General features: G+C 60.0%; 24 protein-coding genes. 15 read left to right on the top strand and 9 right to left on the bottom strand.

The features are described from left to right. Window positions 1-84 precede the first annotated feature (84 nt). The 3 genes from Q8M42_RS18405 to Q8M42_RS18395 are packed head-to-tail and all read left to right on the top strand — an operon-like array spanning window position 85 to window position 2,785. On the top strand, window positions 85-1,452 hold the full coding sequence (locus tag Q8M42_RS18405; protein ID WP_304869805.1) for a glutamine synthetase family protein: 1,368 nt from the start codon (window positions 85-87) through the stop codon (window positions 1,450-1,452). Between the two features lie 55 nt (window positions 1,453-1,507). Next, complete coding sequence (locus tag Q8M42_RS18400; RefSeq protein ID WP_304869803.1) at window positions 1,508-2,239, top strand: ABC transporter substrate-binding protein; 732 nt, start codon at window positions 1,508-1,510, stop codon at window positions 2,237-2,239. Window positions 2,240-2,299: 60 nt separating this feature from the next. After that, complete coding sequence (locus Q8M42_RS18395) at window positions 2,300-2,785, top strand: acyl-CoA thioesterase (protein WP_304869801.1); 486 nt, start codon at window positions 2,300-2,302, stop codon at window positions 2,783-2,785. Window positions 2,786-2,848: 63 nt separating this feature from the next. Here Q8M42_RS18395 and Q8M42_RS18390 read toward each other — a convergent pair whose 3' ends face one another. Further along, on the bottom strand, window positions 2,849-3,382 hold the full coding sequence (locus Q8M42_RS18390; RefSeq protein ID WP_304869799.1) for a zf-TFIIB domain-containing protein: 534 nt from the start codon (window positions 3,380-3,382) through the stop codon (window positions 2,849-2,851). A gap of 120 nt (window positions 3,383-3,502) precedes the next feature. On the opposite strand from Q8M42_RS18390, the gene Q8M42_RS18385 reads away from it, so the two are divergent. After that, window positions 3,503-3,904 carry a DUF3301 domain-containing protein gene (locus tag Q8M42_RS18385; RefSeq protein WP_304869797.1) on the top strand — a complete coding sequence of 134 codons (402 nt, stop codon included), beginning with the start codon at window positions 3,503-3,505 and terminating at the stop codon, window positions 3,902-3,904. Window positions 3,905-3,910: 6 nt separating this feature from the next. Here the strand turns inward: Q8M42_RS18385 and Q8M42_RS18380 are convergent, their stop codons facing one another. The 3 genes from Q8M42_RS18380 to Q8M42_RS18370 are packed head-to-tail and all read right to left on the bottom strand — an operon-like array spanning window position 3,911 to window position 6,177. Then, window positions 3,911-4,270 (bottom strand): hypothetical protein, encoded by a 360-nt coding sequence (locus Q8M42_RS18380; RefSeq protein WP_304869796.1) that lies wholly within the window; start codon window positions 4,268-4,270, stop codon window positions 3,911-3,913. A gap of 5 nt (window positions 4,271-4,275) precedes the next feature. Next, window positions 4,276-5,154, bottom strand: a complete 879-nt coding sequence (locus Q8M42_RS18375; RefSeq protein WP_304869794.1) for an alpha/beta fold hydrolase — start codon at window positions 5,152-5,154, stop codon at window positions 4,276-4,278. Between the two features lie 57 nt (window positions 5,155-5,211). Next, window positions 5,212-6,177 (bottom strand): GTP-binding protein, encoded by a 966-nt coding sequence (locus Q8M42_RS18370; RefSeq protein WP_304869792.1) that lies wholly within the window; start codon window positions 6,175-6,177, stop codon window positions 5,212-5,214. 107 nt (window positions 6,178-6,284) lie between these two features. Here Q8M42_RS18370 and Q8M42_RS18365 point away from each other — a divergent pair, with 107 nt between their 5' ends. After that, complete coding sequence (locus tag Q8M42_RS18365) at window positions 6,285-6,638, top strand: NADH:ubiquinone oxidoreductase (RefSeq protein WP_304869790.1); 354 nt, start codon at window positions 6,285-6,287, stop codon at window positions 6,636-6,638. Window positions 6,639-6,976: 338 nt separating this feature from the next. Here Q8M42_RS18365 and Q8M42_RS18360 read toward each other — a convergent pair whose 3' ends face one another. Genes Q8M42_RS18360 through dksA form a run of 3 tightly spaced genes read right to left on the bottom strand, consistent with a single transcriptional unit; the run spans window position 6,977 to window position 9,266 of the window. Continuing rightward, complete coding sequence (locus Q8M42_RS18360; protein ID WP_304869788.1) at window positions 6,977-7,621, bottom strand: DUF1826 domain-containing protein; 645 nt, start codon at window positions 7,619-7,621, stop codon at window positions 6,977-6,979. Beyond that, window positions 7,621-8,826 carry a zinc metallochaperone GTPase ZigA gene (gene zigA / locus Q8M42_RS18355; RefSeq protein ID WP_304869787.1) on the bottom strand — a complete coding sequence of 402 codons (1,206 nt, stop codon included), beginning with the start codon at window positions 8,824-8,826 and terminating at the stop codon, window positions 7,621-7,623. Before zigA ends, Q8M42_RS18360 begins: the two co-directional genes overlap by 1 nt. Window positions 8,827-8,840: 14 nt before the next feature. Then, entirely contained in the window at window positions 8,841-9,266 is a 426-nt protein-coding gene (gene dksA, locus Q8M42_RS18350; protein WP_304869872.1) for an RNA polymerase-binding protein DksA, read from the bottom strand. Window positions 9,267-9,342: 76 nt separating this feature from the next. On the opposite strand from dksA, the gene folE2 reads away from it, so the two are divergent. The 3 genes from folE2 (at window position 9,343) to Q8M42_RS18335 (ending at window position 11,023) form a co-directional block, all read left to right on the top strand. Next, window positions 9,343-10,233, top strand: coding sequence for a GTP cyclohydrolase FolE2 (gene folE2 / locus Q8M42_RS18345; RefSeq protein WP_304869786.1), 891 nt, complete (start codon window positions 9,343-9,345; stop codon window positions 10,231-10,233). A gap of 62 nt (window positions 10,234-10,295) precedes the next feature. Next, window positions 10,296-10,790 (top strand): GNAT family N-acetyltransferase, encoded by a 495-nt coding sequence (locus Q8M42_RS18340; protein WP_304869785.1) that lies wholly within the window; start codon window positions 10,296-10,298, stop codon window positions 10,788-10,790. Continuing rightward, window positions 10,787-11,023 carry a hypothetical protein gene (locus tag Q8M42_RS18335; protein ID WP_304869784.1) on the top strand — a complete coding sequence of 79 codons (237 nt, stop codon included), beginning with the start codon at window positions 10,787-10,789 and terminating at the stop codon, window positions 11,021-11,023. Before Q8M42_RS18340 ends, Q8M42_RS18335 begins: the two co-directional genes overlap by 4 nt. An 83-nt stretch (window positions 11,024-11,106) precedes the next feature. Here Q8M42_RS18335 and Q8M42_RS18330 read toward each other — a convergent pair whose 3' ends face one another. Continuing rightward, complete coding sequence (locus tag Q8M42_RS18330; protein ID WP_304869782.1) at window positions 11,107-13,035, bottom strand: DUF2207 domain-containing protein; 1,929 nt, start codon at window positions 13,033-13,035, stop codon at window positions 11,107-11,109. Between the two features lies 1 nt (window position 13,036). Further along, on the bottom strand, window positions 13,037-13,603 hold the full coding sequence (locus tag Q8M42_RS18325; protein ID WP_304869780.1) for a LemA family protein: 567 nt from the start codon (window positions 13,601-13,603) through the stop codon (window positions 13,037-13,039). Between the two features lie 284 nt (window positions 13,604-13,887). Here Q8M42_RS18325 and Q8M42_RS18320 point away from each other — a divergent pair, with 284 nt between their 5' ends. The 7 genes from Q8M42_RS18320 to Q8M42_RS18290 all read left to right on the top strand — a co-directional run bounded on the left by Q8M42_RS18320 (window position 13,888) and on the right by Q8M42_RS18290 (window position 20,392). Then, window positions 13,888-15,762 carry a DUF294 nucleotidyltransferase-like domain-containing protein gene (locus tag Q8M42_RS18320; protein ID WP_304869778.1) on the top strand — a complete coding sequence of 625 codons (1,875 nt, stop codon included), beginning with the start codon at window positions 13,888-13,890 and terminating at the stop codon, window positions 15,760-15,762. Beyond that, window positions 15,759-16,469, top strand: a complete 711-nt coding sequence (locus Q8M42_RS18315) for a 3'-5' exonuclease (protein WP_304869776.1) — start codon at window positions 15,759-15,761, stop codon at window positions 16,467-16,469. The genes Q8M42_RS18320 and Q8M42_RS18315 overlap by 4 nt, the downstream gene beginning before the upstream one ends. A gap of 866 nt (window positions 16,470-17,335) precedes the next feature. Then, the gene (locus tag Q8M42_RS18310; protein WP_304869775.1) at window positions 17,336-17,731 is read left to right on the top strand and encodes a hypothetical protein; all 396 of its coding nucleotides are present in this window, start codon (window positions 17,336-17,338) and stop codon (window positions 17,729-17,731) included. 110 nt (window positions 17,732-17,841) lie between these two features. Further along, entirely contained in the window at window positions 17,842-18,621 is a 780-nt protein-coding gene (locus Q8M42_RS18305) for an FRG domain-containing protein (protein ID WP_304869773.1), read from the top strand. Between the two features lie 264 nt (window positions 18,622-18,885). Further along, complete coding sequence (locus tag Q8M42_RS18300) at window positions 18,886-19,107, top strand: hypothetical protein (protein ID WP_304869771.1); 222 nt, start codon at window positions 18,886-18,888, stop codon at window positions 19,105-19,107. A gap of 144 nt (window positions 19,108-19,251) precedes the next feature. Continuing rightward, a complete protein-coding gene (locus Q8M42_RS18295) occupies window positions 19,252-19,770 on the top strand; it encodes a hypothetical protein (protein ID WP_305285146.1) in 519 nt (172 codons plus the stop codon). A gap of 49 nt (window positions 19,771-19,819) precedes the next feature. Beyond that, window positions 19,820-20,392, top strand: coding sequence for a hypothetical protein (locus Q8M42_RS18290; protein ID WP_304869768.1), 573 nt, complete (start codon window positions 19,820-19,822; stop codon window positions 20,390-20,392). Window positions 20,393-20,410 lie beyond the last annotated feature (18 nt).

The raw sequence follows: 20,410 nt of genomic DNA, 5'->3' as shown, positions 1-20,410 counted from the left end.
GATCAGCCTGTGGGAGGGGCTTCAGCCGCGACAATCGCCGCTAAAGCGCCTCCCACGAAATAACGACTCACTGTGAGAACCACCATGCAATTCGCCAATCCCCAGGAAGCCCGTGACTTCCTCGCCGCCCACCCCGAAGTGCGCAGCATCGAGCTGATGCTGATCGACGCCAACGGCATCCCGCGTGGCAAGTTGCTGCACCGCGACGAGCTGCTGGCCATCTACGAGAACGGCCGACCGCTGCCCAGCTCGATCCTGGCGCTGACCATCCAGGGCGAGGACGTCGAAGAAAGCGGCCTGGTCTGGGAGGTCGCCGACGCCGACTGCTGGACCTACCCGCTGCCCGGCAGCCTGACCCTGCAACCCTGGCGCACCACGCCTACCGGCCAGCTGCAGGTAAGCATGCACCCGACTCAGGGCCTGCCTGCCGCGCCGGCCGACCCTCGGCATGTGCTGGTGCGCGCCATCGACCGGCTAAAAGCTGACGGCTACCACCCAGTGATGGCGGTGGAGCTGGAGTTCTACCTGCTGGACAAGCAGCGCGACGCCAACGGTCGCCCACAGCCGGCACTGCAGAGCAATGGCGTGCGCCCGCAGGCGCCGCAGGTGTATGGCGTGTATGAGCTGGAGCAGCTGCAGCCGTTCATCGATGATCTCTACGCCGCCTGCGAAGTGCAGGGCCTGCCTGTACGCACGGCGATTTCCGAATACGCACCTGGCCAGGTCGAGCTGACCCTGGAGCACCGCTTCGACGCGCTGCAGGCCATCGACGAAGGCGTGCGCTACAAGCGCCTCGTCAAAGGCGTGGCCAACAAGCACGGGCTGCAGGCCTGTTTTATGGCCAAGCCGTTTGGCGACCAGGCCGGCAGTGGTATGCACATGCACGTCAGTCTGGCCGATGAGCACGGCAACAACCTGATGGCCTCCGAAGACCCGCATGGCACCCCGCTGTTGAAATATGCCATCGGCGGCATGATGGCCACGCTTAACGACACCCTGGCGATCTTCTGCCCCAACGCCAACTCGTTCCGCCGCTTCCAGGCCAACAGCTACGCGCCGCTGGCCAAGAGCTGGGGGGTAAACAACCGCACCGTGTCGTTCCGCGTACCGGGCGGCCCGGCCAACAGCCGGCATGTCGAGCACCGCATCTGCGGCGCCGACGCCAACCCCTACCTGGCTGCGGCGGCGATTCTCTCCGGCATCCATCACGGCATCCAGAACCAGATCGACCCGGGTGAGGAAATCATCGGCAACGGCTACGAGCAGGCCCGCGAAACCCTGCCCACCGACTGGCTGACCGCCCTGCGCGCGCTGGAAAACTCCAGCTGGGCCAAACAAGCACTGGGCGAGGACTTCCTCAAGGTGTTCCTGGCGATCAAATGGAATGAGTTCCGCCAGTTTATGGGCGAGGTCGGCGAGCAGGACTGGCGCTGGTACCTGACGCACGCCTGACGGTGCCTTGTGTAGCGACTAAGCTGTACGAAATTTGCGCACCCTGGAGTGGCCCATGCGCCTCTGCATTATCCTGGCCTGCTGGCTGTACAGCGCACTCGCAACGGCCGAACCGTTGCGCGTGGGCCTGGAGAATCACGACTACTACCCCTATTACAGCGCGGTAGAAGGTCAGGGCTTCGATGGCTACTGCATCGCCCTGCTGCAGGCCTTTGCCAAACGCGAAGGGCTTGAGCTGGAGCTGCGCCCGCAACCGGTCAACCGCCTGTACCGCAATATGCTCAGCGGGCAGAACCTCGACCTGCTGTTCCCCGACAACCCGGCCTGGGCGCGCGAAGCCCGCGATGGCCAGACCCTGTATTACAGCCAGCCGGTGGTACAGATTGTCGACGCCACCCTGGTGCGCTCTGAGCGACTCGGCCAGGGCCTGGCTGCGGTTAAACACCTGGGTATCGTTCGTGGCTTTACCGCCGAGGCGTGGCAATCCGTCCTGGCCAAGGGCGGCGTCGAGCTGGTGGAAGTGCAGGATATTCAGAGCATGCTCCGCATGCTTGAGCGCAACCGCCTCGACGCCATCTACGCCAACCCGCAGGTGGTGCAGCACCAGTTAAGCCAACTGGGCCTCGACGCCGCGCTCGTGCAACTCGACCCGCAACTGCCGCAAATCACCACCCGCTTTCACCTGAGCAGCTACCAACACCCCGACCTGATCAAGCGCTTTGATCGCTTTCTGCTTGAGGACGCCGCGCAGTTAAGCCAGCTGCGCCAGCAGTTCAACCTGCCTTAAACGCAGCCAACGGCACGCGTCAGCTGCTATCGTTGGGCAAATCCCTGCACAGAGCCTGTTATGGAACCCGGAAACGCCCAGCTGACGATGACCGTACTGATGACCCCGGACATGGCCAACTTCTCCGGCAATGTCCACGGCGGCACCCTGCTCAAATACCTCGACGAAGTCGCCTACGCCTGCGCCAGCCGCTATGCCGGCTGCTATGTGGTGACCCTCTCGGTGGATCAGGTGATCTTCCGCGAACCGATCCATGTCGGCGAACTGGTGACCTTCCTCGCCTCGGTCAACTACTCCGGGCGCACCTCAATGGAAGTCGGCATCAAGGTCATCACGGAAAACATCCGCGAGCGCTCGGTACGCCACACCAACAGCTGCTTCTTCACCATGGTCGCGGTCGATGAACAGGGCAAACCCGCACCCATTCCCGCGCTGGAGCCAAGCACTGCCGACGCCGAACGCCGCCAGCGCCAGGCCCTGCAACGCCGGCAGATCCGCCACGAACTGCAGCAGCGCTACCAGGCGCTGAACGAAGAAAAGAACTGAGCAGGTAGAGCCACTGCAACACCAACCCCCAGGCCAAAGCGTACCGCTAGAGGGGAATAATGGTCACTCGTGACCGATATAGAACAACAGCTCACGCCGCTGCGGGTGGTCTTTCAACCAGCTGCGAATGTCGTCCGCGCGGACAATGGCTTCATCGCCGACCAGGCGGGTGAAACGTTGCCGGCGTGCTTCCTCGGAGGCTTGCTGGCGGACCTTGCGCTGCCAGGCCTCGGTGAAAATGCTCGGCATCTTGTGACTGAGTTCCAGCGCCTTGAGCAGCTGCCACTCGCCGTTATCCAGCCAGGCTTCATCACAACTACTGCACAGATCCAGGCGGTTGCTGTGGGTGCCGCTGATCTGGAATTTACTCATCAGCTTGGCACATTTGGGGCAGCTCAGCGCCTGCTGGCTTTCGCTGGCGGCCTCAGCGGCAACCTGCGTCTGCGGCTCATCATTCTGCGGCTGACGCTCAGCCCAGTCGCGGTAATACAGCAGGGCCACCAAGGCGCCAGAACACTGTGGGCAGCCGTGGGCCAGCAGGCCGTCATCCAGCTTGGTGGGTTGCAACGGGGTGGTACGACAGGCAGGACACTGCATGGGAATTCCTTTTCGGGTTGGAGTGCGCGGACGCTAAAGCAACTGCTTAACGGCGACAAGCCCAGCGCCAAGAACTGTGCAGCAATCGGTTAAGCTCTGCACTCTGCCGCCGGAGCCGCCATGATCGACCTCTTCGATGTTTTTCTGCTGATGCTGTTCGCCACCGCCTGCGCCTGGCTGTGGCATGCCCATGGTCTGCGTGAACACGCATTGGGGTTGGTGAAACAGCACTGCGCCAAATCCGATATCGAGTTGCTGGATGAAAATGTCGCCCTGCGTCGGCTCGCCCTGTTGCCCGATGCGCGCGGGCGCAAGCGCCTGGCGCGGGTGTATGGCTTCGAGTTCACGGTTACCGGCGAGCAGCGGCATATCGGCAGCATCACCCTGTTTGGCAAACAGCTGGGGCGGATCGAGCTGGCCCCGCATCCCTTTCGCGAGCCGCCGGCGCCCAGCGCTCAGGTGATCGAAATGCAGCAGTGGCGCAGTCAGCGTCAGGATTCGGATAACAGCACGCAGCATTAAGGCCGACTAGTCGACGTCTGGCTCAGCCAGCAACGCCAGGACTTGCTGCCATTCGGCGCGGCAGCCGTAGGTCATAGGCCGGCGCAGCAGACGGCATTTCAGCCGGTGCCAGCGCCCAGCCAACTGATTGCGTCGGCAACCGGCAAACAGCCATTGCGGCTCGAAACCGTCCCACACTCCGGCGGCCGTCCAGTGGTTAAGCCAGACCTGCGGCGCCACCTCGTAGCCGTAGATCTGCTGCAACTCATCCAGGCTCAGCCCACTGGCGTGCAGCCGCGTGGCGATATGCCGGAGCGCCGCCTGGTCCAGCTCAGTGTCCAGCCACAACTCGGAGAGCGCCAGCCAGACATCCTCACGGCAGCTCATCGGGCTTAATCGCGCTGCAACAGAAAGTGCGCAACCCGCGCGGCGCTGTCGGCCGGCTGCTCCTGCATAAAACAGTGCCCGCCTGGTACCACATGGGCGCTGACCTGGGCATTGCTGGCGCACCAGCGCGCCACCGACTTGGCGACAAAAGGGTAACTGCGCTGGCCGTAAAGCACCTGGGTCGGCGTTGTCACCTTGGCCAGCGACGGCCATAGGCGCTTGGGCATGGAGCTGAAGATATCGGCTTCGCGACTCGGCCGGCAGCGCAGCTCGGCGCCCTTGTCGCTGTCTTTTAGCGCGTGCTGGATATAGGCGGCAAAGGCTTCTTCGGTCCAACCGCGGAACATCCCACGGCCATGCAGTGCCGCGTGGGCGGCGGCGCGATCCGGCCAGCTGCTGCGACGCTTGAGCGCCTTGCTGGCCAGAGTGGTGCGCCGACTTAAACCGACTACATCGGACAGCGCCATGACGCCGATCATCGCCGGGCTGAACAGCACCGGATCGAGCAACACCGCGCGCTGAAACAACTGCGGCTGCTGGGCCAGCATCAGGCTGGTCAACACCCCGCCAAAGCTATGGCCCAGGGCAAACACCGGCGCCTCGGCAAAGCGCCCACGGCCAGCGACAAACGCCTCCAGCGCCAGCTCGGCGCTGCGGTTCCAACCATGGAAGCGCCCGCCGTGATCACTCTCGCCATGGCCCTGCACATCGCACAGCCACAGGTCGAAATCCTCGGCCAACAGCGCCAGCATCGGCGTATACACCCGCCCGCAATAACCGTTGCCATGCAGAAAATGCAGCACAGGTTTGCCCGTAGGCGGCGTATACCAGCCACGCAAGGTGAAACCGGCGCTGCTGTCGTGGGACCAGGGAAGCAATTGCATAGAACGTGATCCAGAGAAAAGTAGCCGCAGTTTATCAACACCCGGAGGCCGTTCGCCTCAGGCTAATCGGCACAGGGCGAACTCCGCTTGCAGAGCGGCGATGTCCTGCGCCTCGCTAAAAATCAGCTCCAGCCGCGAGTCCGTGCGCCATTCGCTGTTTTGCCAGTGCAGGGCCTCAGCGTTCAGGGCGTTGGCGGACAGCCAGCCGGCGTTGCTGTGCAGCACCAGCTTGGCGCGGCGCCAGGGCAGACCGCTCAGCCACTGCTGTACGCGCATCAGTTCGAACTGCTGACTGGGGTGCCAGCGCCAGCCGATGCTCCAGCCTTCTGCCTGCTGTTGCACCTGGCAGATAGGCTCATTCGGGTTGCGCCACAGTTGTGGCAGTGGCGCGCTGCCGGTGGGCAGATTAGCCAGCGTGCCGCCGCTATCGGCCTGGGCACTAAAGCCGGGCAGCTCTGCGAGCGGCAATGCACCCTGGCTGGTCCAGTAGATCGGTCGCGGCGGCAGCTGCGCCTGGATGCGCGCCTTGCTCGCATCATCCAGCCCTTCGGCCTTGTTCAGTAGCAACAAGCCGGCGCGGCCAAGCGTCGCCTGCTGGCTCTCCGGCAACGCGTCACCCGCCGCCAGGGCCTGAGCATCCAGCACCAGCAGCGGTGCCTGCACCGCCAGCACGCCGGCCCAGGGCGCAGCGCCCAGCTGCTCCAGCAGTTGCAGGGGGTGGCCGAGGCCGGAGGGTTCGATCAGCAGGCGATCCGGTTTGGCCTTGCGCAGCAGGCGACCTAGGCCGACCTGGAACGGCACGCCGTTAATGCAGCACAGGCAACCGCCTGCCACCTCGCCCAGGGCAACGCCGTTGTCGTCCGTGGTCAGCAGCGCGGCATCCAGGCCGATCAGGCCGAATTCATTGATCAACACGGCCCAGCGTTCAGTGGCCGGACGTTGCGCCAGCAGATTACGGATCAGGCTGGTCTTGCCGGCACCGAGCGGCCCGGCGATCACATAGGTGGGGATATTTTTCAGCATGGGCCTATGGTGCGGGTTTGTCTGCGGGGCGAGAAGCCCAAGCAGGGCGCAGACTGAATAAAAGCTGCGTGCTAGAGTCGCCGGCATATTTTTTGGGGGATCGGTCGATGCGTGTTTTTCTGTTGCTGAGCCTGTTTACACTGTCCGGCCTGGCCTGGGGTGAAGCCTGTGTGGTGCATAGCCAGGCCGAGCGCCTGGATGTGAAGGTCTGCCAGCAGAACCGCAGCATCCCGCCCAACCTGTTCCGCACCGGCTTTTGCCAGCCGCAGTTGCAGGGGCAGAAGGTCGAGGTGGAGTTTGTCGAGCAGTGCCCGATGGGCTCGTTTGGCGTATGCCGCAACTCCACGGTGGGCGGCACGCCCTATAAGCAGGATGTGCACTATTACGGCGTGGCCAGCGACGCCACCTACCTCAAGCCCTTCTGCGAGAAGCAGAGCAAGGGCGTATGGATGGCGCGCTAGCCGGCTGTTAAAACTCCGGCGCAGGCAATATGCAGTGCTCATACCACTTTGTCGGTGCAACGCCAGACTATGTGGGAGGGGCCGGGCGGCGTTCCGCTTTAGCCGCGACGTTTTTAGCGCCACCAGAATAAGTCGCGGCTAAAGCCCCTCCCACGGAAAACGACAAATTATGAGTGTCTCGACACGACACCTATGCCGTACAAGCACCGTCATCAAAGCGTCACACTGTCTATGTTCTAGTGGCCTTGGGTACCTCACCCCTGCATGCCGGGTCACGCGCCGGTGTGCCTTTCTGGTGCTTAAGGCTGCTTTCCCGCAGCCTATTTTTTGCCTGAAATTTAAGCCAGCCAATCCAGGGTCAAGAGCAATCGCCGCTCGCCGGCCGGCGGTTGCGGCGAGCGGTGAATCAGCCCGCCGCCCTCGTTGCCTATCCATTTCTCACCCTTGGCCAGCAGCACATGGCCGGTCTCGGCGCGCTGGATCAGGGCCGGATCGCTCGGCTCAGCGCCAGGGTCGCCCAAGCGGCGGCGCGCCATCACGCCTTCTTCCAGCCACTCACTACCGACCCCGGCGTAGCTGGTAATCAGCCGTACCGGCACATGATCAACGTGAAAACGCGGGCACATGGCCTTGTCGAGAATACGTAGGCGCAGGCCGATGCGTTTGGCGTCGAACAGGCAAGCAAACGCGCTGACCAGCCAGCTGGCATCCTGCAAAAAGGCCGCCTGGCCCGGCAGATCGCTGTAGCCATCGACCAGGCCACTGAGGTTCGCCTCGCTCTCCGAACTGGCCAATTCAAGCACCATGGACTGGCCCAGCGGCTCGCCCTGAGCTAACAGGGCGTTGGCGAAATCGCTGATCTGCGCCGGCAACTGCCGTTGCCAGACAGCCAGATTGACCTCATCACGCAGCACCTCGCCGAATACAGCAATCTGCTCGCTGCTGACCTGCTGCAATGGCTGACGCAGCACAGGCGCCAGCATCAGGCGGCCTCCTCATGCCAGGGGCCAAACGGGTCGGGCAGCGCGCGCCAGGCGTCAACACCGAGGGCCATTTCCGCCTCGGTGAGCAGGCAGGCATCCAGCTCGCGGGTCAGCTGGGCGAAGTCGATGTTCTGGCCAATAAACACCAGCTCCTGGCGGCAATCGCCGGTCTGCATCTGCCAGTTTTTCATAATCGCCTGCAGGCCTTCCTCATCCTGCGGCCATTGCGCCTTGGGCACAAAGCGCCACCAGCGCCCAGCAAAACCGTGGCGCATCAGCCCGCCCGCCTGGGACCAGCTGCCGGCCTCCTGATACTTGCTGGCCAGCCAGAAGAAACCCTTGCTGCGCAGCAGGCGGCCGTTGCTCCATTCGCGGTTGATGAAATTGAAAAAGCGCTCGGGATGCAGCGGCTTGCGCGCCCGGTAAGCGGTGGAGGCAATGCCGTATTCCTCGGTTTCCGGAATGTGCTCACCGCGCAGCTCCTTAAGCCAACCCGGCGCTTGAGCAGCGCGCTCGAAGTCGAAGCGGCCGGTGTTGAGGATCTTTTCCAGCGGCACCGCGCCCATGGCCATCGGCACGATTTCGGCGTGGGTGTTAAGGCCCTTGAGGATGGCCATCAACTCTTCGCGCTCGTGGCTGCTGATCAGGTCGATCTTGCTGATCAGCAACACATCGGCGAACTCCACCTGCTCGATCAGCAGGTCAGTGATCGAACGCTCGTCCTCTTCACCCAGGGTTTCACCGCGGCTGGCCAGACTCTCGGCCTCGTGGAAATCACGCAGGAAGTTCACCCCGTCGACCACCGTCACCATGCAATCCAGGCGCGCCACATCGGCCAGGCTCTGGCCGTCTTCGCCACGGAAGGTGAAGGTCTCGGCCACCGGCAGCGGCTCGCTGATCCCGGTGGATTCGATCAACAAATAGTCGAAGCGGCCATCGCGGGCCAGGCGGCCGACTTCTTCCAGCAGGTCTTCGCGCAGGGTGCAGCAGATGCAGCCGTTGCTCATTTCCACGAGCTTTTCTTCGGCGCGGTTCAGGCTGACATCACGCTGAACTTCGCTGCCATCGATATTGATCTCGCTCATATCGTTGACGATCACCGCCACTTTCAAACCCTGGCGGTTTTTCAGGATGGCGTTGAGCAGGGTGCTTTTACCGGCACCAAGAAAGCCGGATAAAACGGTGACGGGAAGACGCTTGGTCATGGTTGCAGGCTCCATCAGAATTCTGCGTGGCGCAGATGCTTTTCACGTTGTTCTTGGCGCTCTTTGGCTTCGATGCACAGGCTTGCGGTGGGCCGCAGCAACAGGCGCTTAAGGCCGATGGGTTCGCCGGTCTCGATGCACCAGCCGTATTCGCCACGGGCCAGGCGGTCGAGGGCTTCGTCGATCTTGTCGAGCAGCTTCTTTTCCCGCTCCAGCAGGCGCAGCTGCCATTGGCGCTGCTCTTCGGCGCTGCCGATGTCGGCGGGGTCGCTGCTGGTTTCGCGCTCGCGCAGGCCTTCGAACTCTTCGGCAATGCGCGTTTGCAGTTCATCGCGCTGGTTGAGCAACAGCGCGCGGAAGAACTGCTGCTGCGCGGCGTTCATATAGTCATCCGCCGGCTGGGCGAGCAGCTCGGCGTGGGTGAGCGGCGTTTCAGTCATCATCAGGATTCGCTGGCTTTGTCATTTACTTGTTATAACATAACATTTAAATCCATCACCAAGCGGCAGATTTCTGATGAACGCACTGACCTTGCCGGACATAGCCGCGCAAATACCTGTCCACGCACAGCCGCTGGACTGGGTTGGCATGCAGGGCATCGCGCTGCCGATCAACCTGGCCGGGCAGCGCGTCCATGCCCACGCCGATGTCGGGGTCAGCCTGGATGACGGCAATGCCCGCGGCATTCATATGTCGCGCCTGTACCTGGCGCTGCATGCGTTGGAGCATCAGGCACTCAGCCCGGTGACGCTGCAGCAGTTGCTGAGCGCGTTTCTCGATAGCCATCAGGACCTGTCGCAGCAGGCGTCGATCACCTTGCGCGGTGAGGTGTTGCTCAGCCGCCCAGCACTGGTCAGCCCCCTCGCCGGATGGAAGGCCTACCCCTTCGAAGTGCGTGCACGCCAGGATTCATGCGGGTTTCACGTGGAACTGCAGGTAGAAGTGGCCTATTCCTCGACCTGCCCCTGCTCCGCCGCACTGGCGCGCCAGCTGATTCAGCAGCGCTTTATCGAGGACTTCGCAGGCCGGCCGCTGGACCACGCACAACTGCTGGCCTGGCTCAGTTCGCCCCAGGGCATCGTCGCCACACCGCACAGCCAGCGCAGCACCGCCACCCTGCAAGTGCGGCTGCAGGCCGACAGCACGCAGTTACCGCTGGTGGAGTTGATCAACGCCGCCGAACAGGCCCTCGGCACTGCGGTGCAGACGGCGGTAAAGCGCGCCGACGAACAGGCATTCGCCCTGGCCAACGGACAGAACCTGATGTTCTGCGAAGACGCCGCCCGCCGCCTGCACAGCGCATTGCGCGAACAAGCGGCCTTCAGCGCCTTTCACTTGCGCGTGGTGCACGCGGAAAGCCTGCACGCCCACGATGCGGTGGCCGCCAGCGCCTGGAACTGGCGCTAAGGCGATTTACCTGACCCAGAGGCAGCGCTAACCTGCCGGGCAGCCCATTGCAGGTATGCCCGATGACCAGCCCACTGCCCGCCACATTCAACCTGCGGGCCTACCAACCCGAGGATCTGCCAGCCGTGGTCGCGCTGTTCCAGGCCTCAGTCAGCCAATTGACCACCGAGCACTACGACGCGGCGCAGCGGCAGGCCTGGTCTCCCGAGGTTGCAGACTTGCAGGCCTGGCAAACACGTTTTGCTTCAATTGAGCTACTTATCGCCGAAGATGGCTGCGCTATAGCCGGTTTTATCGGCTATAGCCTGGATGGGCATATCGATCTGCTATTCACCGCACCCGGCTTTGCTCGCCAAGGTGTCGCCAGCGCCTTGTATGCCGCTGCCGAGCAACGCCTGCGGGCGGCGGGTGTGCGTGAGCTGCATACCGAGGCCAGCCTGGTGGCCCAGGCGTTTTTTGCCGGCCAGGGATTTTCTGTGCAACAGGCACAGACGGTGACGCGCGGCGCTGTTATTTTGCCGCGCATGCTGATGGGCAAAATTCTGGAGCCGCGATGAACACCCTGACGATGATCGTGCTGGCCGCCGTGGTGCTGGCCGCCTGCGCCCTGGCGCTGTGGAGCTGGCACAACCAGCGCAAGCTGGAAAAGCTCGATGAGCGAATCAACCGGCAGAGTGAGCTGATCGCGCAACTCGACAGCGTGTTGGAAAACCCGCAACTCAGCGAGGCCGAGCAGCTGGAAAAAAGCGAAGCCTTGCTGGCCAAGCTGCAGGAAACTCGCAAGCCCTAGCGCTGCTGAGGTCATGATGTGTGGGAGGGGCTTTAGCCGCGATCAAAGTTAGTCGCGGATAAAGCCCCTCCCACAAAAGCGCTCTACCAACCGCCGCCTCCCCCGCCGCCGCCGCCGCCACCTGACGAACCGCCCCCGGATGAACCACCACCGTCTGACGAGCTGCTCGACGGTGGCGATGAGGCCAGCGCGGTGGCGCTGCTTAACCCGGCAGCCAGGGCGGTGCTCATCGCCAGCGGGGTGCTGAAGCTGCTGCGGCTGTGATACCAGTCAGGTTGATAGTCGCGCTGCGCCGGGTCGATCAGGCCGCTGGCCAGCGCTGCGCTAAAGCGTGCGCTCCATTTGTCTTCCACGCCAAGAGCCATGGCGTAGGGCAGGTGTTTTTCGTACAGCGCGATGCTCATCGCCGGGGCATTGCCGGCCAGGGCCAGGGCATCGCTTTCCGCCAGTTGCAGGTAGTCGCGATAGCCTTCCAGCTGATCAAGCAGGCGCCGCCCTTCAATCGATGGCGCCGGCAACAGGTAATAGAACAGCACCACCACCAGCACATACACACAGAGCAGCAGCAAGGCCGGCACGGACGCCGCCTCGCTGAGCATCCACAAGCCAATCGGCACCGGCCAGATAAACATCAAACCTGCCAGGCTCAGGCCGATCTTCTTACCCCAAGTGGGTTGTTGCCAGGCCATGCGCAGCACAAACAGCGACGGCACGCCAAAGCCCAAGGTAAACATCACACCGGCAAATCCGCCGGCCATCTCGTCCGCGCCGTGGGCCCCGGCAAACACCATCAACAGACAGGCGGCAATCGCCCAGAACAGCCCCCAAGCCCAGATGCCGCGGTTATGGCTGAACCAGTGCTTGCCCTCGCTCTTAAGGTGGTTGATCACATGCTCTTGAGCCGCCACCAGTCGGCGCTCGTAGCGAGCGCCAAGGACCAGTGGCTTGCTGTCCTGACCTTTGGGGAACAGCAAAGCCAAAGGCTCACGCTCATTGGTCTGCGGCTGATCAGGCTGCGCAGCGCCCAGGGTGACCACAAAGCCATCGGCCCTGGGCCTGTCCTTCAATTGAATCAGCCGGCGTATGGCCCAATCGGTGAAGCACACACTGAGCACTCGCGCCGAGTCGTAGTCGCCACGCAACCCGCGATGCCAGAGGTAGCCAGCCTGCACCGCGCTCATGCCCTGCGGAGCTTCGAACAGCGGAATGATCAGGCCCTTTTCAGGGTCACGGCCGACCCGGTCCCAGGCCCGCAGATAAAAAATCACCAGGCCGACCAGCAGCAGCGCGCCCAGGCACAGACCGAGGTTATCCAGCAGCAGAGAGCCCAGGCGCTGCGCTACACCCGGCCGCGCCACCAGGCCGGCTGGCCAATCCACGGCCACCGTCAGGCCGTGGTAGGCCGGCAAGGCTTCGGTGGTGGCCAGGCGCAGGTAGTCGTCGCGCTGCTCAAGCACCTCGTAGGCCTGGCCCTGCGCACCATCAGCGCCGGTATAGGCGGCCACATCACCAATCCGCGCACCCGGCGGCAGCTTGACCTCGACCGAGGCCTGGAGAATCGGAAACACCCACTGATTACCGGTGACGTTCCAATACAGCTCGTCGCTATTGAAGTGGTGCAACAGCTGGCGCTCAACCCGGTAACGCAGCTCGTACTGATAACGCCCCGGCTGCAGCAGATGGTCGGCCGAGCCGAGGTAATAGCGCACCCAGCTGCCGTTCTGTTCGACCCGCGCCCGCTCCGCCTGGCCATCGCGGCTCACCCCAAGCAGGGTGATCTGGCTGCTCTGCAACAGGCCCAGGGGCAAGCTGTAGCTGACCGGCAGATCGCGGTAGATACCGCGCTTGATCTGCTCACCCTCGGCCTGCACGGTAATCCGTTCGGTCACCAGCAGGTTGCCGTCGGCCTGCACCTGCAGGGTCACGGCAAAGTCTTCGATCACCTCGGCCGCAGCAACCCACAACGGCAGCAGGCACAGGCTCAACAGGGCAAAACGCAGCACTCGCAGCATGTCAAAACTCCATTTTTGGCGACTGGGCGTCACGCGGGTCATCCAGGCTGAAGTACTCGGCCTGGGTAAAGGCAAAGGGCCGCGCCACCAGGTTGCTCGGCACCGACTCGACCAGCACATTCAGCTCGCGCACCGCGCCGTTGTAGTAACGCCGAGCCATCTGAATATGCTCCTCGACCTCGCTGATGTTGCGTTGCAGATCGAGAAACTGGCCGTCGGCCTTGAGCGCCGGGTAATCCTCGACCAGGGCAAACAGCTGGCGCAACTGAGTACCCAGATGCGCCTCCACCGGCGCGCGCTGGCCCAGCGGCGAATCCGCCAGCTGCACCGCACGCATACGCTCCTGCACCAACGCCTGCAGGGTACCCTGCTCGTAACTCATGTACTGGCGCACGCACTCGACCAACGCCGGAATCAGGCTGGCGCGACGCTTGAGTTGCACATCAATGCCACTCCACGCCTCAGCCACCCGCGCGCGGTTGAACACCAGGCGGTTGTAGTAATAAATCGTCAAACCAGCGAGCGCCAACAGCAGCGCCAGCACCACCCAGAATCCCGCCCCTTGCATAACTACTCCTTGAAAGCAGGTCGTTAAAAAGCAATGCCTCAATGACCGGTTGCACACAACCGGTAGGAGCGGCCTTGGCCGCGATGTTTTTCAATTGACCGCAATCGCGGGCAAGCCCGCTCCTACAAAAGCTAAGCATCGCGGCACCCGTCACCCCAGCATAGCCCTGGAGAACTAGCGACTCAGCACCCTCTCACCCAGTCGGCACACCCAGTAACGCCAGCAAGGCGGACAGCACCCGGCAATCGCCGTATCCTCTAGTGCCTGTTACTGCGAGGCCACCCATGCAGATCGAGTTACTGGAGATCCGCGACCACCTGCAGCGCTTCCCGCCCTTCGATGCGCTGCCCGACGACAGCCTCGACGCCATCGCCCGGCAGGTCGAGGTGGCCTACTTCAAGGCCGGTACGGACATCCTCCTGTACGGCGCGGCCATCCACGAGCTGCACTACGTGCGCAGCGGCGCGGTGGAAATCTACCGGCGCAGCGGCGAGCTGTACAACCGCCTGAGCGAAGGCGACATCTTCGGCCAGGCCGGCCTGCTGCGCAGCAACAAAGTGCGCTTCCCGGCGCGGGCGATTGAAGACAGCTTGATCTACTTTATCCCCGCCACCCTGTTCGCCCAGCTGTGCGAAGAGCACGACGGCTTTGCCGAATTCGTCGAGGCCGAAGGCCAGTCGCGGCTGAAATCCGCAGTGGAAAGCCAGGGCCAGGCCAGCGAGCTGGTCCAGCTCAAGGTGCGCAAACTGATCTCGCGCCAGCCGGTCTGCGTCAGCCTCGACACACCGGTGCAACAGGCCGCCCAGCTGATGACCGAGCAAAGCGTGTCCTCCCTGGTGATTGTCGATGGCGATGCGCCCGGCGCGGCGATGGTCGGCATCCTCACCGACCGCGACCTGCGCACCCGCGTACTCGCCGTGGGGCTGGCAAGCAGCGCGCCGATCAGCCAGGTGATGACCCCCGAGCCCTTCACCGTGCAGGCCGATGACAGCGTGTTCGATGCCATGCTGTGCATGCTGCGCCACAACATCCACCACTTGCCGGTGATGCAGCGGCGCCGCCCCATCGGCCTGATCAGCCTGAGCGACATCATCCGCTACGAGTCGCAGAGCAGCCTGTACCTGGTCAACTCGATCTTCAACCAGCCGAATGTCGCCGGCCTGCAAAGCCTGCTGGCGGACCTGCGCGGCACCTTTGTGCGCATGGTCAACGAACACGCCACCGCACATATGGTCGGCAGCGCCATGGCCGGCATCGGCCGCGCCTTTACCCAGCGTCTGCTGGAACTGGCCGAGCAGAAACTCGGCCCGCCGCCAGTGCCCTACTGCTTTATGGTCGCCGGCTCCATGGCCCGCGACGAACAGCTGCTGGTCACCGATCAGGACAACGCCCTGGTGCTCGATGACCGCTTCGACCCGGCGCAGCACGATGCCTACTTCGCGGCCCTGGCCCAGTTCGTCAGCGACGGCCTGGCCGCCTGCGGCTACAGCTACTGCAAGGGCGGCATCATGGCCAGCAACGCCCAATGGCGGCAGCCGCTGAGCGTCTGGCGCGGCTACTTCAACCAGTGGATCGAGCAACCCAAGCCGCAAACCCTGCTGCACAGCTGCATCTTCTTCGACCTCGACGGCGTGTATGGCGAGATCGACCTGGTGGAAAACCTCAAAGACCTGCTCGCACAGAAGGCCAGCAGCAACCCGGCCTTCCTCGCCGCCCTGGCGCGCAACGCCCTCAACCGCACGCCGCCGCTGGGCTTCTTCCGCACCTTTGTGATGGAAACCGACGGCCAGCAGAAGAACATCATCAACCTCAAGGGCCGTGGCACCGCGCCGCTCACCGACCTGATCCGCGTGCACGCCCTGGCCTGCGGCAGCAAGGCGCAGAACTCCCTGGAGCGCCTCGACGCCATCGGCAAAACCAAACTGCTGCAGCCCGAAGCCCTAAGCCAGCTGCGCTACGCCCTGGAATTTCTCAGCCTGGTCCGCGCCCGCCACCAGGCCATGGCCGCCGCCGACGGCGCACAGCCAAACAACTACATCGAGCCGGAAAAAGTCTCCGCCAGTGATCGGCACAACCTCAAGGAAGCCTTTGGCGTGATTAGCAACGCGCAGAAATTCCTGCGTTTCCGCTACCCCGCGCAACCGGGCAAAAGCCTGTGACACCGTCCGCCACAGCACTGGACTGGGCCGCGCGCTTTGCCGAACTCGCCGCCAACGCTCGCGACCCACGCCTGCAAGCCTTCTACCGGGCCGGCTGCGTAACCGCCGACACCCCGCTGGAGCAGGTGCTGCTGCTGGCCCTGGACGTGGAAACCACCGGCCTCGACGCCAACCAGCACGCCATCGTCAGCCTCGGCCTGCTGCCCTTCAACCTGCAACGCATCCGCTGCGGCGCGGCGCGCTACTGGGTGGTCAAACCGGCCAGCGAGTTGAGCGGCGAATCGGTGACCTTCCACCACATCACCCACTCGGACATCCGCCACGCACCACGTTTGGGGCAGATACTCGACGAGCTGCTGACCGCCATGGCCGGCAAGGTGATGGTGGTGCATTACCGCAACATTGAGCGCAGCTTTCTCGACCAGGCGCTGCGCCAGCAATTGGGTGAGGGTTTGCAGTTCCCGGTGATCGACACCATGCAGCTGGAAGCGCGCCTGTATCCCAAGCGCCAGCCGGGCTGGGTGGGGCGGTTGTTGGGGCGGCAGCCAGTGTCGATCCGTTTGGCTGACAGTCGCCTGCGTTACAACCTGCCGATGTACCAGGCGCACCATGCGTTGACCGATGCGCTGGCGACGGCTGAGTTGCTGCAGGCGCAGGTGGCGACGCGGTATGCGGGGGATACGCCGGTGGGGGAATTGTGGAGTTGAGGCAGTTGCTGCGCAGCAACTCAGCCAGCAATGCAGCCACCTTGTGGGAGGGGCTTTAGCCGCGACATGACGCTTTGCTCCCCTCGCCCGTTTACGGGGCGAAAGCGGAAAAAGCGAAGCACTGCTTCGCCCGCTGGAGCGGCCTGAGCTCTGCGAAGGACTGGGGCGCAGAGCGGGGGCCGGGGGAGAGGGTGCTTTTCGTGTTCGGCATTGCATTGCGTAGGCTGATGTTTCTAGCACCGTAGGATGGGTTGAGCAGCGCGATACCCATCATTACTCGGCTATTACATAGTCGTTCGGCACACCACCGTATGCGCTGATGTTTCGTGTTGCGCCCCCTCGGGCGCGTCACTTTCTCTTGCTTCGCACAAGAGAAAGTAACCAAAGAGAATGCGCCCCTGCATCCGGGTTTCGCTTCGCTCAACTTCCCTCCCTCCGGCGCTGCTCCGGGGGCCGGCTTACAAGGGCCGTCCCTGGCCCTTTAAGCCTCTCGCCGCATCCATGCGGCTCGCCCCCCTCCGCAACACCTACGCTCGGCCTCCTGACGGGGACTTGGCGCGCGGCTGATATTTCTTTGGCTGACAAAGCAAAGGCAAAAGCTGACTGTAATTCTGTTTCAGATGCCGCCATGGACAGCCTCAACATGAATGAACTAGCTTCTGCCTCAAGCCTGCCAGCATTTCGCCAGCAGGTCGGGTTTACCGGCAACCATGTCGCGTTTTCCTCTAGGTGCTCTTGCGTTGCTGCGAATACCTGCAAGGCAGGCACGGACTTAGCCGAAGACAAGGAAGTTTATGCGACACATATCGCGACATGCGTGTCGCATAATTAATAGTTAGGCACAGAAAATTAGCGCAGGTGTCATCATGAAGCTTACTGATGCTGTTTCATATCTTCGTAGTACCACAGACCAAACACACAAGTTTTGGGGCTACTATCAGGCCGTAACAGTAGCAGCAATAGTTTTTGTTTGGTCATCAAGCAAACCACCAACCGGGATGATAGCTGTGCTAGTAGTGGCATATCTGGCATTTTCAACCCTAAACTGCCGCCTAATATTCTCATCACAAGAGTCAGCATTGAAAATTTGGCAATGCATACAAGAATACAAACCAAATATCAGCGAAACAGAATTAAAGCACTTTATACCACTATTAGATCTAGGCAAACCAGACAATCCATATGGGGTGCTTTGTATGCAGGCTAGTATTAGTATACTTGCGTCTGCCGCCATGCTTGCCCGTATAAAATTCGGTGGCTGAGCCTAACAATGCGCTCAAAGCGCTCACTCCGTTCGCTGGGACCGGCTAAAGCCGGCCCCTTAGCTTAATCGTTATGCGAACAAGCTCATAAATCATCCCTGGAGGGGAACTTGAAAGAGTTCAAAATTACAAACATTGCAGAATTTGTAGATTATATTGATAAATTAAAAAATCGGGACGAACTTTGGTTTCGAGGCGTTGCAAAAACCAGTTACTTACCCGTACCCGGAATAGTGTGGCGTAACGCGATGCATAAAGAAAGCAGCATTGAGCACGACTTCTTAGTTTCCTACAAGGCATACGCTGCAGAAAGAAATCTAACCCCTTGGGAGATTTTTTCTTTGATGCAGCATCACGGCCTGCCAACAAGACTACTAGACTGGTCAGAGTCAGCGCTCGTCGCATTGTTTTTTTCACTAACATCAGAGCCGACTTACAATGGATATAGAGCTGTTTGGGTGCTAAACCCATACTCTCTAAACAAGAAAACCATAAATTCCGCAACGCTATATTGCCCTGCAATAATAGCGGCCGATGAATTTGAGCTTAATGGGGATGTATTAAAATTAAACTCCTATCTACCGCCAAATCTAACACCAACCAGCACAACAGATTATCCGAATCCCCCTATCGCCATTAACGCAACTCAAAACTTAAGACGCATTTCATCACAGAAGGGTTGCTTCACCGTTCATGGAAAAAACCCAGACAGCATTGATACATATCTAAGCAATCCGGATGACTTTCACATGATAAAAGTTGATGCCCGAAGTAAAGAAAAAAGAAAAGAGATGGTTAGGGTTTTAGCAAAGCTAGGCATAAATGAAGAATTCATATACCAGGATCTTGACTCCCTGTGCCGCAGAATCATTAGAGAGCACGGATTTTAGATTGTAAGCACAACCAACCCTACACAAAAAATAGATTATATCCGCCTCACAAAGTCTATTTCTTATTTAAATATTTTGAACATTAAGTGCCTGATAAAAACATTGCCCCGAAAATCTAAATTTATAACAGCATGAACTTTATGAACATCTTTCCAGCGCGTATGTTTCACGCATAACAATGCGCTCAACTATCGCTCACTTCGTTCGCTGGACGTCCAAAAGCTGCGCTTTTGGCCGCCCGTTAGCTTAATCGTTAGGCAATCTATGAAAATAATCGCGGCACTAATTCTTATAACTATGGCGCTTCCAAGCTATAGCAACGAATCGACTCCGGCACAAAAATTAGCAATCGAAAATCTCCCTCCCGCACAAAGAGAAGCTATTCAGCAACTAGAGGCTGAGCTTGAGAAAGATAAGGGACTTTATGAAAATCGCCCATATACAAAGAAAGATCATTCAAAAAATCCAAAAAAACAAGATAACTAACCAGCAAGCTAATGCTCATTAAAAACCTTTACTATAGATATTTGTGCAGTACAGCCTAACAAGTGGTTCAAACCGTTCGCTGCGCTCACTGGGACGGGCTAAAGCCCGTCTCTCAACCAAAAATCATGAACTACGGAGTTACATATGACGCAAGAAGGTATGCAAATTGCGATTTCTATTGCTTCTGCAGTTATTGCATTGTCAGCTCTTGGGATTTCTCTTTGGCAAGGATATTTGTTGATGCAACACAATCGAGTATCTATTAAACCGCATATAGATTTTTATCTAAACTCTTCCCTCAAGGAAGGCTCCGGAATAAAAATATCTAATTGCGGCTTAGGTCCCGCAATTTTTAATAGTCTATCGGCAAAAATTGGCAGTACCTCATACGAACTAGAAAGTAGTCAGGCGATTCAAGATTTTGGTAAGGCACTTATAAATAAACCAGCAAATTACAGTCTTGAAACCTGTGCTCCACATGACGAATGTGCACTAGCCGTGGGCGAGGAAATGAACATAGTTGAATTTATACCAAAGGAAGATGCACACGAATTTAACCGCCTGCTATCGTCACGACTATACTCTGTTACTCTCCGATTGGAATATACATGTCTCTACGGAAAGAAACACGTAAGCGAACATAAAGCTAGCAATCGCGCATAGCAATGCTCTAACTGAACGGATTAAAGCCCTTTAACCAAACGTTAGGTATATGGAAAAATTCTGGCTCATTCTAAGTACAACCCCTTCAGGGGCCTGGGTCGGCCTGTTGGGGGTGATCTTTGGCTCATTACTCACAACTCTTGGTGTATGGCTAACCAACAGTTCTAACAGAAAGCAATTGAAGCTACAGCTTGAACACGAAAAGCGGCTACAAAGCCAACAACTAGCAAAAGACCGTCTCGAAGAACTGTATATTTTAGTATGCCACTGGCAAAACGGAATGTTTAGTAACTACCTAAACTTGACTTTAGTAATGCAAGGACATACAGACTACAACCAATATCTCGACACTCTCATAAGTGAAAAACCATCTAACCGCATTGACTTCAGCCGCCTTGAAATGATCATAGGTATTTATGGGGAACAAGTGCAAGCTGCCTATGGCGTCACGCTGAAAATGCGGGAGCATATAAATGCTATAGAGGCAGAGTATAAGTCAGCCTACCGGCGCGGTGAGTCAGGCGATATTTTTCTCAAGCCGTTCAGTGATGCTCAACTGGAATTTGGTGCAGCCTGTGACGCACTAAAAGACGAGATCGCTCTAGCAGCCAGAGAAGCCTAGTAAGGCTTCAAATCGTTC

Source organism: Pseudomonas sp. (genome assembly GCF_030684895.1).
Lineage (GTDB): Bacteria > Pseudomonadota > Gammaproteobacteria > Pseudomonadales > Pseudomonadaceae > Aquipseudomonas.
Note: the sequence above shows the minus strand (reverse complement) of the source record. Positions and strands in the feature narration are given on the sequence as shown.

Coding starts and splice junctions, on each gene's coding strand:
- Q8M42_RS18385 (WP_304869797.1), top strand. CDS start 3,503: ATGATCGACCTCTTCGATGTTTTTCTGCTGATGCTGTTCGCCACCGCC.
- Q8M42_RS18335 (WP_304869784.1), top strand. CDS start 10,787: ATGAACACCCTGACGATGATCGTGCTGGCCGCCGTGGTGCTGGCCGCC.
- Q8M42_RS18360 (WP_304869788.1), bottom strand. CDS start 7,621: ATGCTGGCGCCTGTGCTGCGTCAGCCATTGCAGCAGGTCAGCAGCGAG.
- Q8M42_RS18300 (WP_304869771.1), top strand. CDS start 18,886: ATGAAAATAATCGCGGCACTAATTCTTATAACTATGGCGCTTCCAAGC.
- Q8M42_RS18365 (WP_304869790.1), top strand. CDS start 6,285: ATGCGTGTTTTTCTGTTGCTGAGCCTGTTTACACTGTCCGGCCTGGCC.
- Q8M42_RS18340 (WP_304869785.1), top strand. CDS start 10,296: ATGACCAGCCCACTGCCCGCCACATTCAACCTGCGGGCCTACCAACCC.
- Q8M42_RS18375 (WP_304869794.1), bottom strand. CDS start 5,154: ATGCAATTGCTTCCCTGGTCCCACGACAGCAGCGCCGGTTTCACCTTG.
- Q8M42_RS18405 (WP_304869805.1), top strand. CDS start 85: ATGCAATTCGCCAATCCCCAGGAAGCCCGTGACTTCCTCGCCGCCCAC.
- Q8M42_RS18295 (WP_305285146.1), top strand. CDS start 19,252: ATGACGCAAGAAGGTATGCAAATTGCGATTTCTATTGCTTCTGCAGTT.
- Q8M42_RS18330 (WP_304869782.1), bottom strand. CDS start 13,035: ATGCTGCGAGTGCTGCGTTTTGCCCTGTTGAGCCTGTGCCTGCTGCCG.
- Q8M42_RS18370 (WP_304869792.1), bottom strand. CDS start 6,177: ATGCTGAAAAATATCCCCACCTATGTGATCGCCGGGCCGCTCGGTGCC.
- Q8M42_RS18380 (WP_304869796.1), bottom strand. CDS start 4,270: ATGAGCTGCCGTGAGGATGTCTGGCTGGCGCTCTCCGAGTTGTGGCTG.
- Q8M42_RS18310 (WP_304869775.1), top strand. CDS start 17,336: ATGAAGCTTACTGATGCTGTTTCATATCTTCGTAGTACCACAGACCAA.
- Q8M42_RS18400 (WP_304869803.1), top strand. CDS start 1,508: ATGCGCCTCTGCATTATCCTGGCCTGCTGGCTGTACAGCGCACTCGCA.
- Q8M42_RS18325 (WP_304869780.1), bottom strand. CDS start 13,603: ATGCAAGGGGCGGGATTCTGGGTGGTGCTGGCGCTGCTGTTGGCGCTC.
- Q8M42_RS18390 (WP_304869799.1), bottom strand. CDS start 3,382: ATGCAGTGTCCTGCCTGTCGTACCACCCCGTTGCAACCCACCAAGCTG.
- Q8M42_RS18320 (WP_304869778.1), top strand. CDS start 13,888: ATGCAGATCGAGTTACTGGAGATCCGCGACCACCTGCAGCGCTTCCCG.
- Q8M42_RS18290 (WP_304869768.1), top strand. CDS start 19,820: ATGGAAAAATTCTGGCTCATTCTAAGTACAACCCCTTCAGGGGCCTGG.
- folE2 (WP_304869786.1), top strand. CDS start 9,343: ATGAACGCACTGACCTTGCCGGACATAGCCGCGCAAATACCTGTCCAC.
- dksA (WP_304869872.1), bottom strand. CDS start 9,266: ATGACTGAAACGCCGCTCACCCACGCCGAGCTGCTCGCCCAGCCGGCG.
- zigA (WP_304869787.1), bottom strand. CDS start 8,826: ATGACCAAGCGTCTTCCCGTCACCGTTTTATCCGGCTTTCTTGGTGCC.
- Q8M42_RS18395 (WP_304869801.1), top strand. CDS start 2,300: ATGGAACCCGGAAACGCCCAGCTGACGATGACCGTACTGATGACCCCG.